We start from the raw sequence: 13,078 nt of genomic DNA on the forward strand, positions 1-13,078 counted from the left end.
CGCTAGCCGTCAAGGTCCTTCCGGGCCACGGGATTTCGGCTTCTCCTCCGGCCGGTCCAGGACCAGGTCCCCCGCCCGGGCGAGGACCTCGGCACGGGTGCGGCCCGGGTGGTCGGCGGCGAGGAAGTGGTGGCCGATGGCCACGCAGAAGGCGAGGAGGGAGCGGGCCTCGACCTCGTCGGGGTCGGCGCAGAAGGTGCCGATCATCTCGCGGAGCAACTCCATGCGCCGGTTGTCGACGCGGCGCAGGCGGGCGGCGACGGTCTCGTCGCGCCGGGCCCAGTCGCGGACGGCGAGGTCGATGGGGCGCAGCCGGTCGCCGGAGAAGGTGAGCACGCCGGCGAGGGTGATGAGGGCCCTCGGATCGCCGCCCGGGTCCTGCCGGACGCGGTCGACGACCTGGTCGGCGGCCTCCCGCTCCCAGGTGTCGAGCATGGCGGCGAGGAGGGCGTCGCGGTCGGCGAAGTACCCGTAGAAACCGCCTTTGGTGACGCCGAGGCGTTTGGCGAGCGCTTCGACGCGGACGGCGTCGGGCCCGCCGTCGGCGAGGACGGCCAGCCCCTCCTCGACCCAGCGTTCGCGCGGTGTGCGTGCGGCGCCCACGGTGTGTCCTCCCTCACTCGCCGACCGAATATACGCCTCCGTACATCAGGTCTGGCATCGTTGGCCTCGTCGTTATACGCAAGCGTATAGAACTGGGAAGGCGACAGCGCCATGAAGCTCCCCGTCACCGAACACACCGCCCGGCCGTGGCGGATCCACGCCCACACCCCCGACTTCACGGTGGAGGACGTCTGGTCCTTCCGCACTCCGGGCGCCGGGCCCGACGACTTCCCGCGCGTGCTCGCGGCGATCGCGGCCGGCGCCTCCCGGCAGTCCGGGGCGTCGGGGTTCCTGTTCGCGGTGCGCCGGAAGCTGGGCGCCCTGCTCGGCTGGGACGGCCCGGAGGCCGGCCTCGGCCCGCGCGTCCGCTCGCTGCGCGAGCGCATGCCGGAGGACCTGACGGCGACGGCGGACCCCGTCCCGGGCCCGGGCTCCTTCGTCCCGCTGTACGAGCTCCACGACGAGTGCGCCAGGGAGCTGGCGAACAAGACCGTCCACGGGGTCCTGCACCTGGGCTGGGTGGAGACCCCCGACGGCGGCCACGAACTCCGCATGGCGGTCCTGGTCAAGCCCAACGGCCGCTCGGGCCGCCTCTACATGGCCCTGATCGCACCCTTCCGGCACCTGATCGTCTACCCGGCGATGACCCGCCAGTGGGAGACCGCCTGGCGGGACCGGGAGCGGCTGCCCGGGCAGCACCCCTAGGGAGGCCGGCCCCCCGGGGAGCCGAACCCCTCAGGGCGCAGGCGGTGTCCGGCGGACGCCGCGAGCCCGGCCCGACCGGCAGGACACCCCCTAGGTGTCGAGCGCCTCGCGCCACGTCCGTACCGCTTCCGGCGCGACCGGGTGGGTCCAGCCCCGGGGGCGGGCCGCGCCGCCGATGTGGAAGGCGGTGAGGCCGGCCGCGCGGAGGGTCGGGAGGTGGTCGAGGCGGAGGCCGCCGCCGACGAGGATCCGGGGTTCGTAGCCCGGTTCGCCGGTGCGGGCGGCTTCGGCGCGCAGGGTCGGCAGGCCGTCGTCGACGCCGGCCGCCGCGCCGGCCGTCAGGTAGGTGTCGAGGCCGGGCAGGTCGGCGAGGAGCTTGCGCAGGCCGTCGCGGTCGGCGGCGCGGTCGATCGCCCGGTGGAAGGTCCAGTGGCAGCCGTCGAGGACGGCGATCAGGCGCTCGACGGCCACGAGGTCCGGTTCGCCGTCGGGGGTGAGGAAGCCGAGGACGAATTCGGTCGCGCCCGCCGCGCGGAGTTCCTCCGCGCGGCCGACCAGGGCGTCGAGGTCGCCGGCCGCGAATCCGTCGGTGAGCCGGAGCATCACGCGCAGCGGGATGTCGACGGCCGCCCGGACGGCGGCGAAGGACGCCGTGGACGGGGTGAGTCCGTCCGCCGCCATGTCGGTGACGAGTTCGAGCCGGTCTGCGCCACCGGTCTGGGCGGCGACCGCGTCTTCCTCGTCGAGGGCGATCACCTCAAGGACTGCACGGTTGGTCATCGCGCCCATTCCTCCATGAATGACGGCTACAGGTCTAGTCCAATGTCCAGACTAGCCGTGTGCGTGCTCTCCCGCACCGTGCCCCGCCTCACCCGCCCCACTCGCGGCCGGAGCGGGCGCCCCGCCCGACGCGCCCGCCTTCACCGTGAAGGCCGCCGTGCGGACCTTCCCCTCGTGCTGGAAGTCGAGGAAGAGGCGGTACGTGCCCGCGCTGGGCGCCGTCGCCGTGAAGGAGACGTCCGGGCCGGGGCCGCCCTCGTTCGGGTGCACGTGGAGGTAGGCGAGGTCGCCGTCGCGCAGGGCGACGAGGTGCCCGTACGCGCCGAGGTACGGCTCCAGGTCGGTGACGGGCTTCCCGGCCCTGGTCACGGTGAGCTTCAGTTCGCCCGCCTTGCCCGGGTCCAGGACGCCGCCGAGCCGGACCTGGTAGCCGTCGACGTTCGCGGTGGGGGCGACGGCGGGCAGCGGCTTCGGCGCGTACGCGCCCGGGACGGCGAGGTCGGCGCCGAGCGTGACGCCCCGCGCGCCCTTCGCCGCCGGCTTGAAGTCGGCGAAGGCCTTGTAGCCGCCGGCGGCCGGCAGGTCCGCGTCCACCGACCAGGTGCCGTCGGCGGCCCTCACCGGGTGCAGGTGGCGGAAGGTGTTGAGGTCGCGCGAGGCGACGATGAAGTGCAGCTCCTTGCCGTGCTCGGTGGCGAAGGCGGTGACCTTCCTGCCGGCCGCGTCCTTGATGGAGAACTTCAGGGTGCTGCGGCCGGCGGCGGGGGTGGGGGTCTCCAGGGCGAGGGTGTAGCCGTCCTGGGAGACCTGGAGGCCGCCGGGGAGGTCCGGGGCCGGGGCGGCGGCGCCTTCCTCGTGGCCCGCGTGCCCGTCGCCCCCCTCCTTCTGCGGGTCCTGGGCCGCGTGGCCCGCGTGCTCGGTCCTCTTCGGCTCCTCGACGGGGCCGACCCCCTTGCCGACCCCGTACGCGGTCCCGAAGGTCGCGGCGAGCGCGGCGGCAAAGGCAGTGATCTTCACTCCGGTGTTCATGACTGCTCTCCCGTACGTGGGTGGCGCGGGCATTCGTGCGCCCGATGCACTTCACCATACCCCTGGGGGGTATCAAGTCAAGTCGTCTTCCGCGCTTGCGCCGGATACCACCGGGGGGTATACATGGACACACGACCGGATACCCCCTGAGGGTATCGCCGAGAGGAACCGACCGAGGAGGAAGCCATGGGCTCCTGCTGCACCCCCGACAACAGCTGCTCGACCAACTCCGGCGAGGCGACCGCCGTCGCGGTCGCCGACAGCACCGTCACCGTCTACGCCGTCTCCGGCATGACGTGCGGCCACTGCAAGAGCGCGATCACCAAGTCCGTCAGCGCCCTCGACGGGGTCATCTCCGTCGACGTCGACGTCGACGGCGGCCTGGTGACCGTGACCACCGGCGGCGAGCCCGACGACGCCGCGGTCACCGCGGCCGTCGACGACGCGGGCTACGAGCTGACCGGTCGGGCCTGATCCGCCGCCGGGCAGACCGGCACCCCGCCGGCGTCCCCCGTCCCGGTACCCGACGGTCCGCCCGGCAGCGGACACCGCCCGCACCACCCCGGCCGCCGGGGTCCGCCCCTCACGCACGGACCCCGGCCCCCGAACCCCGCTACACCCGAGGAGCAGGAAATGACCACGACCACTCCGGGCACCGCCCAGGTCGAGCTCGCCATCGGCGGCATGACCTGCGCCTCGTGCGCGGCCCGCATCGAGAAGAAGCTCAACCGCATGGACGGGGTCGAGGCCACCGTCAACTACGCCACCGAGAAGGCGAAGGTCACCTTCGACGCCGACGTCGACGTCGCCGACCTGATCGCCACCGTCGAGGCCACCGGCTACACCGCCAAGGAGCCCGAGGCGCCGAAGGCCGACGCCCCCGGCGAGCACGGCCCCACCGACGAGGAGAAGGCCGACGAGGAGCTGCGGCCGCTGAAGCAGCGACTGATCACCGCCGTCTCGCTCGCCGTGCCCGTCATCGCGATGGCGATGGTCCCGGCCCTCCAGATCGAGTACTGGCAGTGGCTGAGCCTCACGCTCGCCGCCCCGGTCGTCGTCTACGCCGCCTGGCCGTTCCACCGGGCCGCCTGGACCAACGCCCGGCACGGCGCGGCCACCATGGACACCCTGATCTCGGTCGGCACGATCGCCGCGTTCCTGTGGTCGCTGTGGGCGCTGTTCTTCGGCACGGCCGGCACCCCGGGGATGACGCACCCCTTCGAGTTCACGATCGCCCGCACCGACGGCGCCGGGAACATCTACCTGGAGGCCGCGGCCGGCGTCACCGCCTTCATCCTGGCCGGCCGGTACTTCGAGGCCCGTTCGAAGCGCAAGGCGGGCGCCGCGCTCAAGGCGCTGATGCAGCTGGGCGCCAAGGAAGTGACCGTTCTGAAGAACGGCCGCGAGGTCACCGTGCCGACCGCCGAACTCCAGGTCGGGGACCGCTTCCTGGTCCGCCCCGGCGAGAAGATCGCCACCGACGGCACCGTCGTCGAGGGCTCCTCCGCGGTCGACGCCTCGATGCTGACCGGCGAGTCCGTGCCGGTCGAGGTCGGGGTCGGCGACTCCGTCACCGGCGCCACCCTGAACGCCGGCGGCCGCCTGGTCGTCGAGGCCACCCGCGTCGGCTCCGACACCCAGCTCGCCCGCATGGCGAAGCTCGTCGAGGACGCGCAGAACGGCAAGGCCGCCGCCCAGCGCCTCGCCGACAAGATCTCGGCCGTCTTCGTGCCGGTCGTCATCGCCCTCGCCCTCGGCACCCTCGGCTTCTGGCTGGGTACGGGACAGGGGCTGACCGCCGCGTTCACCGCCGCCGTCGCCGTCCTGATCATCGCCTGCCCCTGCGCCCTCGGCCTGGCCACCCCGACCGCCCTCATGGTCGGCACCGGCCGCGGCGCCCAGCTCGGCATCCTCATCAAGGGCCCCGAGGTCCTGGAGACCACCCGCCGCGTCGACACGATCGTCCTCGACAAGACCGGCACCGTCACCACCGGCCGCATGACCCTCATCGAGGTCCACACCGCCGAGGGCACCGACGAGACCGACGTCCTGCGCCTGGCCGGCGCCCTGGAGCACTCCTCCGAGCACCCCATCGCCCAGGCCGTCGCCACCGGCGCCGCCGCCAAGGTCGGCACCCTGCCCACCCCCGAGGACTTCGCCAACGTCCCCGGTCTCGGCGTCCAGGGCGTCGTCGAGGGCCACGCCGTCCTCGTCGGCCGCGAGAAGCTGCTCGAGGAGTGGGCGATGGAGCTGCCCGCCGGGCTCAAGTCCGCGAAGGACGAGGCCGAGAGGGCCGGCAAGACGGCCATCGCGGTCGCCTGGGACGGGAAGGCCCGCGCGGTCCTGGAGGTCGCCGACGCCGTCAAGGACACCAGCGCCGAGGCCATCAGGCGGCTCCGCGCGCTCGGCCTGACGCCGATCCTGCTCACCGGCGACAACAAGGCGGTCGCCGAGGCCGTCGCCGGCGAGGTCGGCATCGACGAGGTCATCGCGGAGGTCATGCCGCAGGACAAGGTCGACGTGGTCAAGCGCCTCCAGGGCGAGGGCCGTTCGGTCGCCATGGTCGGCGACGGCGTGAACGACGCCGCCGCGCTCGCCCAGGCCGACCTGGGGCTCGCGATGGGCACGGGCACGGACGCCGCCATCGAGGCCGGCGACCTGACCCTCGTCCGGGGGGACCTGCGGGCCGCGGCCGACGCGATCCGGCTCTCCCGCAAGACCCTCGGCACCATCCGCTCCAACCTCTTCTGGGCCTTCGCCTACAACGTGGCCGCCCTGCCGCTCGCCGCGGCCGGACTGCTCAACCCGATGATCGCGGGCGCCGCCATGGCCTTCTCCTCGGTCTTCGTGGTCGGCAACAGCCTCCGCCTGCGGGGCTTCCAGGCCGCCGACCGCTGATCATCCCGCCCTGTGAACCCCTGATCCCCGAGGAGCCCGTCGTGGCCGGTTACGGACAGCACAAGGAAGACATCATCAGACGGCTGAGGCGCATCGAGGGCCAGGTCAGGGGGGTGCAGCGGATGGTGGACGAGGACGTCTACTGCATCGACGTCCTCACCCAGGTCTCCGCCATCAACGCGGCCCTCCAGTCCTGCGCGGTGGCCCTCCTGGACGAGCACCTGAGCTGCTGCGTCACGGAGGCCATCGCCCAGGGCGGGGACCAGGCGAAGGTGAAGGTGGGCGAGGCGTCCAAGGCCATCGCCCGCCTCATCCGGACCTGAAGGATCCACGGACGGACACGCGGACGGACATCAACCGCCCTTGCGCGAAGGGCAGTCGGCGGACAGCGTGAGACTCAGCCGGAGGCAGAGTCCGAGCAGCTGACGGAGGAGCACCAGCTCCACCGAACCGGGGAGACCGGAGTCGCAGGCCTTCGCGCAGGGGCGGTTCTTCATGAGGGTCGACATCCCGCCATTGTACCCCTGGGGGGTATACCTGGCGCGGGGAAGCGGCCCGTACGATGACAGGCCCTAGGGGGGAGGGGATGCGCGTGCGCCGGCTGGGAGAGCTGGAGGCCGAGATCATGGACCGGCTGTGGGCATGGCAGCGGCCCGCCACGGTCCGCGAGATCGTCGACGACATCAACCGGGGCCGCCGGGTCGCCTACACGACGGTGATGACGGTGGCGGACATCCTGCACCGCAAGGGCTGGCTCCGGCGCGAGAAGTCCGGACGGGCCTGGCTGTACGAGCCGGTCCGCGGGCGCGAGGAGTACACGGCGGGCCTGATGCGGGACGCCCTCGGCGACAGCCAGGACCGCCCCGCCGCCCTCCTCCGCTTCGTCGAGGTCATCTCGGACGAGGACATGGCCGCCCTGGACGCGGCCCTCCGCGCCGCCCGCGGCGACCAGGACCCGCAGGCCCTCCGCGACGCCCGGAGCGAGGACCCGGCCGCCCCGGGCGGCCGGACCGGAGGCCACGCGTGAACCGGCCCGTCCCCACCGGAGGTCACGCGTGAACCACCACCTTCTCGTCCCGCTCGGGCTCGCCCTCCTCACCGGCTTCGTCGTGCCCTGGCTGGTGGCCCGGGCCCGGTGGGCCCAGCAGGTGCCCCGGCTCGCCCTCGGCGTCTGGGCCGCGTGCGGCACCGGCTTCGCGGCGGCCTCCGCGCTGCTGCCCGCCCAGCTGGTCCTGTCGAGCGCCGACAGCCACCGTCTGGCCGACATGATGTTCGGGCTCCGGCTCCCCACCCTCGACCAGCTCCTGCACCTCGACGGGCGCGAACGGTTCGCCCTGTGCCTCTCGCTCCTCGTCCTGTCGGCGCCCACCGCCGCGTTCGTGCGCCGCCTCGCCAGGGCCCGGCGGATGCGGTCCCGGCACGCGGGGGTGCTGCGGCTCGTCGGCCGCTACGACCCCGCGCTGCGGGCCACCGTCCTCGACGACGAACGGCCCGCCGTCTACTGCCTTCCGGGCCGTTCGCGCCGGGTCGTCGTCTCCTCCGGCGCGGTGCACGCCCTGACGCCCGCCCAGCTCGCGGCGGCCCTCGCGCACGAGCGGGCGCACATCGCGGGCCGGCACCACCTGCTCGTCGCGGCGGCGGAGTCCTTCGCCGCCGTCTTCCCGCACCTCCCGCTCGCGCGCCACGGCGGGTCCGCCGTACCCCTGCTGCTCGAAATGGCCGCGGACGACCGGGCGTTGCGCCGCTGCACGCGGGACGCGCTGGCGACGGCCCTGTACGCGCTGGCCTCGGGGCGGGCGCCGCGGTCCGCGTTCGCGGCGGGCGGCCCCTCGGCGGCGCTGCGGATGCGGCGCATCCTCACCCCGTACAGCGCGGGCCACCCCGTGCTGTACGGGGTGCTGACGATCACGGCGGCGGGCCTCGCGATGGCCCCTCTGATCATCGCGTGCTGCTCGTTCCCGGGTAATACGTGAACACCGTTATTTACTAAGCGAATTCGTAGATTTCGCATCGGTCACGGATCGTGGAATACGCCGCTATTGTGGGTACGTTGGGGCTCGGACTCGGCACGTCGAAGGGTGCACAACCAATGCAGCTCGCCGGCGTTCGTACGGCAGCGGCCGGCGACGCGACCACGATATCCAGACTGCTTGCCGACACCATCCGGAGCAGCTACGCCGGAATACTGGACGAAATCCCGATGCGCCGGCTGATCTCGGCCCAATGCGCGCTCCCCCGCATACGCGCGGAAATTGAAATTCCGGGAGGCGCGCCCGGCTGGCTCGGCTGGCTGGTCGCCACGGGCCCGGAGGGCGAGGTCGTCGGCGTCGCCGCCGGCGGCGTCCCGGTCCCCGGCGAGGGCGAGGTGTACGCGCTGGCGGTGGACCCCGGCGTGCGCCGCGCCGGCGTCGGTACGGCCCTGCTCGCCGCCACGACCGAGCGGATGCGCGGTTACGGCGCCCGGGAGCAGCGCGTGGAGCTCCCGGCGGAGGCCGACCCGGCGCTCCCCTTCTACGCCCGCCTCGGCTTCGCGGCACTCTCCCCGAGGCGGTGGAGCCGGCCGCTCGACTGACCGGCCGCTCTCCTCCGGCCCTCGCCTCCGGCCGACGGTCCGGTCGGTCCCCCGACCGCCCGGCCGACCGTGGCAGATCCACGCCATCGCGTGTTCACGCAGCCCGATCCGGTGGATCGGGGGTTCGCTCCCAGGTCAGGATGGGTTCAGCGGCGCGGGCCCGGCGGCACGGGTACCCCGTCCGGACGGCATGGACCGAGCGAGCCCCTGGAGGAGCGATGCACACACCGAGCGGCACTTCCCTGCCCGTCGTGCCCGCAGCGCTCGCTCCGGTCCTGCCGTCCCGATACGGCCTCGGCCAGGAGCCCGCCCCCGGCGCCGGCGTCCGGGTCACCGCCGACACCCTCCCCGGGCTCGAATCGGTCTCCCCCACCGACGAGGGCTCGGTCTGGCTGCACGACGCCCTGCTCGGCCCGCACAGCGCGGACATCGTCCGTTACCTCAGCCTCGCCCGCTCCACCGGCGGACCCGTCCTCGACCTCGGCTCCGGCGCCGGGCGGCTCGCCGTCCCGTTCGCCCGGCACGGCTTCGCCGTGGAAGCCGTGGACCGGGACGCCTCGGCCCTGGAGCGCCTCGAAGGCTGGGCCCGCCGGATCGGCCCGCAGGTGTCCGGGCTCGTCGTCACCCACCGCGCGGACCTGACCGAGCTCCGCCTGGAGGGCAGCTACCGGCTGGCGCTGCTCGCGGGTGCCATGGTCGCGGCCGTCCCCCCGGCCGGCCGGCCGGAGCTGCTGCGCGAGGTGGCCGCCCATCTGGAGACGGGCGGGGCGCTCGCCCTCGACTACACCGCGCACCAGCTGCCGGGGCTGATCGCGGAGCCGCGGCGGACCTGGGCGTTCCAGGTGCCGCGCTTCGACGGCATCGACGAGTGGGTGGTGGCCCGGCAGGTCTTCGACCTGCCGTCGATGAGCGAGCGGATCACGTACTACGCCGCCAGGACCGGCAAGCTCTCCTCGGAGCGGGTGGTGCTGACCACGGACAAGTGGATCGTCGATCCCGAGCGGCTCGCGGCCGAGTTGCACTCGGCGGGGCTGCACATCGAGGGCCGGCGGCGGCACCGGATCGACGAGCGCACCGAGTCCGTCCTCCTCGTGTGCAGGGCGGACGACTGATCCGGGGCGGGGGGCCGGCCCCCGCGGACGCGGAAGGAGGGTCGGCCGGTACCGGGCGGAGGGTCGGCCGAAGAGCACCTGCCGAGGTTGACGAGCAAGAGGTACGATGCCCACAAAAGTTTGGGCCGACCAGGTGGCGGGCGGAGAAGATGGCAGTCGTGGAAGAGCTGACGGGCCGCGAGGCGGTGATCCAGCGCCTGCGCGATGTCGGGCTGCGGGTCACGGGTCCGCGCCTGGAGGTGCTCACGGTGCTCGCCTCCGGCGGCCATCTGGACGTCGAGGCGATCACCACGACGGCCCGCGAGCGGCTCGGGACGCTGACCAGCCAGGCCGTGTACGAGATGCTGCGGCACTTCCAGGAGACGGGCCTGGTCGCCAAGTTCGACCGGCCCGGCCTGCCCGCCGTGTTCGAGATCTCCGGGCCGCCCCACCAGCACGCCCTGTGCACCGCGTGCGGTCGCGTGGAGAACGTCTCCGCGACCGTGCCGGAGCCGCCCCGCGGCGCCCTGCCGCAGTGGCGGGTGGACGGCGCGGAGGTCGTCTTCAGGGGTCTGTGCCCCGACTGCCGGGCGGCCGGCTCCGGCGTCTGAGCCGCCGTCGCCGCTCCGCGCGCCCGCCGTTCCGGCCCCGATCAACTCCGTGCGTGTCGTTCGATTTTGTGGCAGGGTCTAGCGGGGCGATTCGACAGGGTCCGCCGGATCCGAGGGGAGTCTGCTGCGCCGTGTCCAGAAACGCCGCCGTGTCCCGGGCGGGGAGCGATCAGGCTCTCGCCGTCTACCAGGAGCTTCGCGCCCGCCCCGAGGCCGGCTTCGACGAGGTCGCCGACCGGCTCGAACTCTCCGCCGAGGAGCGGGAGCGATGTCGCGGCGAACTCGCCTCCTTAGGACTCACCGCCGCCCCCGGAGCCGCGGACCCGGACCGCCGCCCCGTCGTCCTCGACCCGGACGTCGCCCTGCTGCGGCTGCTGCGCCGGGAGCGCGACCGGCTCCAGGACCGCCTCGCCGCGACCAGCCGCGCGCACACCGCCCTCGAAGCCCTCGCGGGGCCGTTCCTGCGGGCCGGGGCCGCACCCCGCTCCGAGGTGGAGGTCGAGATCGTCACCGATCCGCAGCGGGTGCTGCGGGAGCTGGCGGAGCTGACGGAGTCGGTGCGCACCGCCGTCCACGTGATGCACACCGGGTCCGTGCGGCGTGAGGACATGGCCGCCGAGCTGGAGCGGGACCGCTCCCGGGCCGCCCGCGGGGTGCGGGTCCGCGCCATGTACAGCCGCCGGGTCGGCACCGTGCCCGAGATGACCCAGCACCTGGAGGACCGGGCGGCGCTCGGCGTGGAGCTGCGCCTCTCCCCCGTCGTCCCGATGAACATGGTCCTCGCCGACGAGAACTTCGCCCTGCTGCCGACGGACCCGCACGACCCCGGCTCGCCCGTCATCCTCGCCCGCGGGCCGGGCCTGGTCCGCTCGTACCTCGCGCTGTACGAGTACTGCTGGCAGACCGCGGCCCGGTACGGCGAGGAGCCCGGGGAGACCGGCGGCGACGGCCTGTCGGACCAGCAGCGGGCCGCGCTGCGCATGCTCGCCTCGGGCATCAAGGACGAGCAGATCGCGCGCAGCCTCGGCGTCTCGCTGCGGACGGTGAGCCGGCTGCTGTCCGAGGTCATGCAGGAGCTGGGGGCGGCGAGCCGCTTCGAGGCCGGCGTCAAGGCGGCCCGGCTCGGGCTGCTCGACGGCGAGGGGCCGGAACCCGTGGGCTAGTACGAGGAGTTCGGATGTCATGGGGGACGCGCACGGTCCACGGGGGCCGTGCGGGCCGCGGAAAACGCACGACGGAATCCCGCCGCGCCGTATGACGGGTGAGGGCGGGGTCGACTCGGAGGATGAGGGGGTCACTTCGCCATGGTCACCGCGGGCGACGGCACGGGGGACGGCACGACCGACGTCCTGCTTGCCGTGTACCAGGAGCTGCGCCACCGGGGCGTCTCGGACTTCGAGGAGGTCCGCAGGGAACTCGGGCTGGCGGCGGAGGAGTACGAACGATGTCGCCGCGAACTGCTCGCCCTCGGCCTCATCGTGCCCACCGGGCAGGTGCACGCCACCATCGACGCCGTGCAGGACGGCAGCTGGCGGTCCGAGACGGACACGGTGGCGGCGATCGATCCGGAGATCGCGCTGCTGCGGCTCCTGGAGCGGGAGCGGGAGCGGCTGCGGGAGCACCTGGCCGAGGCGGACGAGGCGTACAGCACGCTGGAGGTCCTGGCGGGCTCCTATCTGCGGGCCGAGGCGCTGACCCGGGCGGAGGCGCACGTCGAGGCGCTGACGGACTACCGCAGGATCCAGCAGGCCATCGAGGACATCACCGATGTGATGCAGGAGAGTTCGGCCTCGATGCACCCGGGGATGCCGGGCCGGCAGAACCCGGAGCTGATGCTCGACCGGGACCGGCGCCAGCTCGCCAACGGGGTGCGGGTGCGCGCCGTCTACGGCCGGCAGGAGGCGACGGACCCGTGGATGGAGAAGTTCCTCGGGCAGCGGGCCGAGCTGGGGGTGGAGATCCGGCTCGCGCCGGTGGTGCCGATGAACCTGATCATCGCCGACCAGCAGTTCGCCCTGGTGCCGATCCGGCCCGAGGAGCCGGGCGAGGGCGCGATCCTGGCGCGGGGCAGCGCGCTGGTGCGTCCGTACCTGAGCCTGTACGAGCACTGCTGGCACACGGCGACCCCGTACGGGAACGAGGCGACGGCGGAGGCGGGCGGTGACGGCCTCTCGGAGCAGCAGCGGGCCGCGCTGCACATGCTGGCCTCGGGGATGAAGGACGAGCGGATCGCGCGCACACTGGGGGTGTCGCTGCGGACGGTCAGCCGGATGATCTCGGAGCTGATGCAGGAGCTGGGGGCGACGAGCCGTTTCGAGGCGGGTGCGCGGGCCGTGCGGCTCGGCTGGCTGGACTGATTTCTTTCCGGTAATGGGCGGGGCCCCGCAATCGTGGCAGCGACGGCGGGGCCCGGAGTCGTTTCCGGAATTCCTGGGGAATTGACCGGTGGTCGACGTCAGTTGGTGGGGGTCGGGTTCGGCGGAACGATCGGCCAGCCGTTGTCCTCCGCGACACCGGCGATGGTGTGGGGGGTGACCGGGGCGGCGCTGTCGGGGGAGACGGCGAAGGCGGCGCCTGCCGCGACCGCCGTACACGCCACCGCCGCGACCACGAGCCGGCGGAGGGCCGTGCGGATACCGGAGTTCTGCTGAACGGACATGATTCCTCCAGGACTTGTAATGTCAATTCCGTCTTCCGGGGCCCGTGCCGCCGGGCTTTCCCTGAAGACATCTCCATTCTGGCCCGGTCCCCGAATCGAATCCAGGGGTCGTCCGTGCGTGGATCCGCCA

16 protein-coding genes are annotated in these 13,078 nt (G+C 73.4%); 11 read left to right on the forward strand and 5 right to left on the reverse strand.

Annotation, left to right across the window (positions count from 1 at the left end):
* Nucleotides 1-9: 9 nt before the first annotated feature.
* Nucleotides 10-603, reverse strand: a complete 594-nt coding sequence (locus tag IE180_RS16690) for a TetR/AcrR family transcriptional regulator (protein ID WP_190157645.1) — start codon at nucleotides 601-603, stop codon at nucleotides 10-12.
* Between the two features lie 111 nt (nucleotides 604-714).
* Here IE180_RS16690 and IE180_RS16695 point away from each other — a divergent pair, with 111 nt between their 5' ends.
* The gene (locus IE180_RS16695) at nucleotides 715-1,308 is read left to right on the forward strand and encodes a DUF2867 domain-containing protein (RefSeq protein ID WP_190157646.1); all 594 of its coding nucleotides are present in this window, start codon (nucleotides 715-717) and stop codon (nucleotides 1,306-1,308) included.
* 90 nt (nucleotides 1,309-1,398) lie between these two features.
* On the opposite strand, the gene IE180_RS16700 is transcribed toward IE180_RS16695, so the two are convergent.
* Both IE180_RS16700 and IE180_RS16705 read right to left on the reverse strand, forming a co-directional pair.
* The gene (locus tag IE180_RS16700; RefSeq protein WP_190157647.1) at nucleotides 1,399-2,088 is read right to left on the reverse strand and encodes a copper homeostasis protein CutC; all 690 of its coding nucleotides are present in this window, start codon (nucleotides 2,086-2,088) and stop codon (nucleotides 1,399-1,401) included.
* 51 nt (nucleotides 2,089-2,139) lie between these two features.
* Nucleotides 2,140-3,117 carry a DUF8832 domain-containing protein gene (locus tag IE180_RS16705; protein WP_190157648.1) on the reverse strand — a complete coding sequence of 326 codons (978 nt, stop codon included), beginning with the start codon at nucleotides 3,115-3,117 and terminating at the stop codon, nucleotides 2,140-2,142.
* Between the two features lie 186 nt (nucleotides 3,118-3,303).
* Between IE180_RS16705 and IE180_RS16710 the strand changes: the two genes are divergently transcribed.
* From IE180_RS16710 to IE180_RS16720, 3 genes are all read left to right on the forward strand, one after another.
* The gene (locus tag IE180_RS16710) at nucleotides 3,304-3,591 is read left to right on the forward strand and encodes a heavy-metal-associated domain-containing protein (protein WP_190157649.1); all 288 of its coding nucleotides are present in this window, start codon (nucleotides 3,304-3,306) and stop codon (nucleotides 3,589-3,591) included.
* 159 nt (nucleotides 3,592-3,750) lie between these two features.
* Nucleotides 3,751-6,015 carry a heavy metal translocating P-type ATPase gene (locus IE180_RS16715; protein ID WP_190157650.1) on the forward strand — a complete coding sequence of 755 codons (2,265 nt, stop codon included), beginning with the start codon at nucleotides 3,751-3,753 and terminating at the stop codon, nucleotides 6,013-6,015.
* 41 nt (nucleotides 6,016-6,056) lie between these two features.
* Nucleotides 6,057-6,338, forward strand: coding sequence for a metal-sensitive transcriptional regulator (locus IE180_RS16720; protein ID WP_015035316.1), 282 nt, complete (start codon nucleotides 6,057-6,059; stop codon nucleotides 6,336-6,338).
* A 30-nt stretch (nucleotides 6,339-6,368) separates the two neighbouring features.
* Here IE180_RS16720 and IE180_RS16725 read toward each other — a convergent pair whose 3' ends face one another.
* A complete protein-coding gene (locus IE180_RS16725) occupies nucleotides 6,369-6,524 on the reverse strand; it encodes a hypothetical protein (protein ID WP_190157651.1) in 156 nt (51 codons plus the stop codon).
* A gap of 83 nt (nucleotides 6,525-6,607) precedes the next feature.
* Between IE180_RS16725 and IE180_RS16730 the strand changes: the two genes are divergently transcribed.
* From IE180_RS16730 to IE180_RS16760, 7 genes are all read left to right on the forward strand, one after another.
* The gene (locus IE180_RS16730) at nucleotides 6,608-7,042 is read left to right on the forward strand and encodes a BlaI/MecI/CopY family transcriptional regulator (RefSeq protein WP_229860518.1); all 435 of its coding nucleotides are present in this window, start codon (nucleotides 6,608-6,610) and stop codon (nucleotides 7,040-7,042) included.
* A gap of 28 nt (nucleotides 7,043-7,070) precedes the next feature.
* Nucleotides 7,071-7,988, forward strand: a complete 918-nt coding sequence (locus tag IE180_RS16735) for a M56 family metallopeptidase (RefSeq protein WP_190157652.1) — start codon at nucleotides 7,071-7,073, stop codon at nucleotides 7,986-7,988.
* Between the two features lie 227 nt (nucleotides 7,989-8,215).
* Nucleotides 8,216-8,587: a GNAT family N-acetyltransferase gene (locus IE180_RS16740; RefSeq protein ID WP_229860519.1), complete on the forward strand. Its 372-nt coding sequence runs from the start codon at nucleotides 8,216-8,218 to the stop codon at nucleotides 8,585-8,587.
* A 218-nt stretch (nucleotides 8,588-8,805) separates the two neighbouring features.
* Nucleotides 8,806-9,699 (forward strand): SAM-dependent methyltransferase, encoded by an 894-nt coding sequence (locus IE180_RS16745; protein ID WP_190157654.1) that lies wholly within the window; start codon nucleotides 8,806-8,808, stop codon nucleotides 9,697-9,699.
* Nucleotides 9,700-9,848: 149 nt separating this feature from the next.
* Complete coding sequence (locus IE180_RS16750) at nucleotides 9,849-10,289, forward strand: Fur family transcriptional regulator (RefSeq protein ID WP_229860520.1); 441 nt, start codon at nucleotides 9,849-9,851, stop codon at nucleotides 10,287-10,289.
* Nucleotides 10,290-10,420: 131 nt separating this feature from the next.
* On the forward strand, nucleotides 10,421-11,452 hold the full coding sequence (locus IE180_RS16755) for a helix-turn-helix domain-containing protein (protein ID WP_190157655.1): 1,032 nt from the start codon (nucleotides 10,421-10,423) through the stop codon (nucleotides 11,450-11,452).
* A gap of 141 nt (nucleotides 11,453-11,593) precedes the next feature.
* Nucleotides 11,594-12,646 carry a helix-turn-helix transcriptional regulator gene (locus IE180_RS16760; RefSeq protein ID WP_190157656.1) on the forward strand — a complete coding sequence of 351 codons (1,053 nt, stop codon included), beginning with the start codon at nucleotides 11,594-11,596 and terminating at the stop codon, nucleotides 12,644-12,646.
* Nucleotides 12,647-12,744: 98 nt separating this feature from the next.
* On the opposite strand, the gene IE180_RS16765 is transcribed toward IE180_RS16760, so the two are convergent.
* A complete protein-coding gene (locus tag IE180_RS16765) occupies nucleotides 12,745-12,948 on the reverse strand; it encodes a hypothetical protein (RefSeq protein ID WP_190157657.1) in 204 nt (67 codons plus the stop codon).
* Between the last annotated feature and the right edge of the window lie 130 nt (nucleotides 12,949-13,078).

The organism is Streptomyces litmocidini (genome assembly GCF_014649755.1).
GTDB classification, from domain to species: domain Bacteria; phylum Actinomycetota; class Actinomycetes; order Streptomycetales; family Streptomycetaceae; genus Streptomyces; species Streptomyces litmocidini.

What these genes read in the sequence shown, in the direction of transcription:
- IE180_RS16750 (WP_229860520.1), top strand. Translation starts at nt 9,849, where the DNA reads ATGGCAGTCGTGGAAGAGCTGACGGGCCGCGAGGCGGTGATCCAGCGC.
- IE180_RS16760 (WP_190157656.1), top strand. Translation starts at nt 11,594, where the DNA reads ATGGTCACCGCGGGCGACGGCACGGGGGACGGCACGACCGACGTCCTG.
- IE180_RS16710 (WP_190157649.1), top strand. Translation starts at nt 3,304, where the DNA reads ATGGGCTCCTGCTGCACCCCCGACAACAGCTGCTCGACCAACTCCGGC.
- IE180_RS16765 (WP_190157657.1), bottom strand. Translation starts at nt 12,948, where the DNA reads ATGTCCGTTCAGCAGAACTCCGGTATCCGCACGGCCCTCCGCCGGCTC.
- IE180_RS16700 (WP_190157647.1), bottom strand. Translation starts at nt 2,088, where the DNA reads ATGACCAACCGTGCAGTCCTTGAGGTGATCGCCCTCGACGAGGAAGAC.
- IE180_RS16695 (WP_190157646.1), top strand. Translation starts at nt 715, where the DNA reads ATGAAGCTCCCCGTCACCGAACACACCGCCCGGCCGTGGCGGATCCAC.
- IE180_RS16705 (WP_190157648.1), bottom strand. Translation starts at nt 3,117, where the DNA reads ATGAACACCGGAGTGAAGATCACTGCCTTTGCCGCCGCGCTCGCCGCG.
- IE180_RS16715 (WP_190157650.1), top strand. Translation starts at nt 3,751, where the DNA reads ATGACCACGACCACTCCGGGCACCGCCCAGGTCGAGCTCGCCATCGGC.
- IE180_RS16725 (WP_190157651.1), bottom strand. Translation starts at nt 6,524, where the DNA reads ATGTCGACCCTCATGAAGAACCGCCCCTGCGCGAAGGCCTGCGACTCC.
- IE180_RS16740 (WP_229860519.1), top strand. Translation starts at nt 8,216, where the DNA reads ATGCGCCGGCTGATCTCGGCCCAATGCGCGCTCCCCCGCATACGCGCG.
- IE180_RS16745 (WP_190157654.1), top strand. Translation starts at nt 8,806, where the DNA reads ATGCACACACCGAGCGGCACTTCCCTGCCCGTCGTGCCCGCAGCGCTC.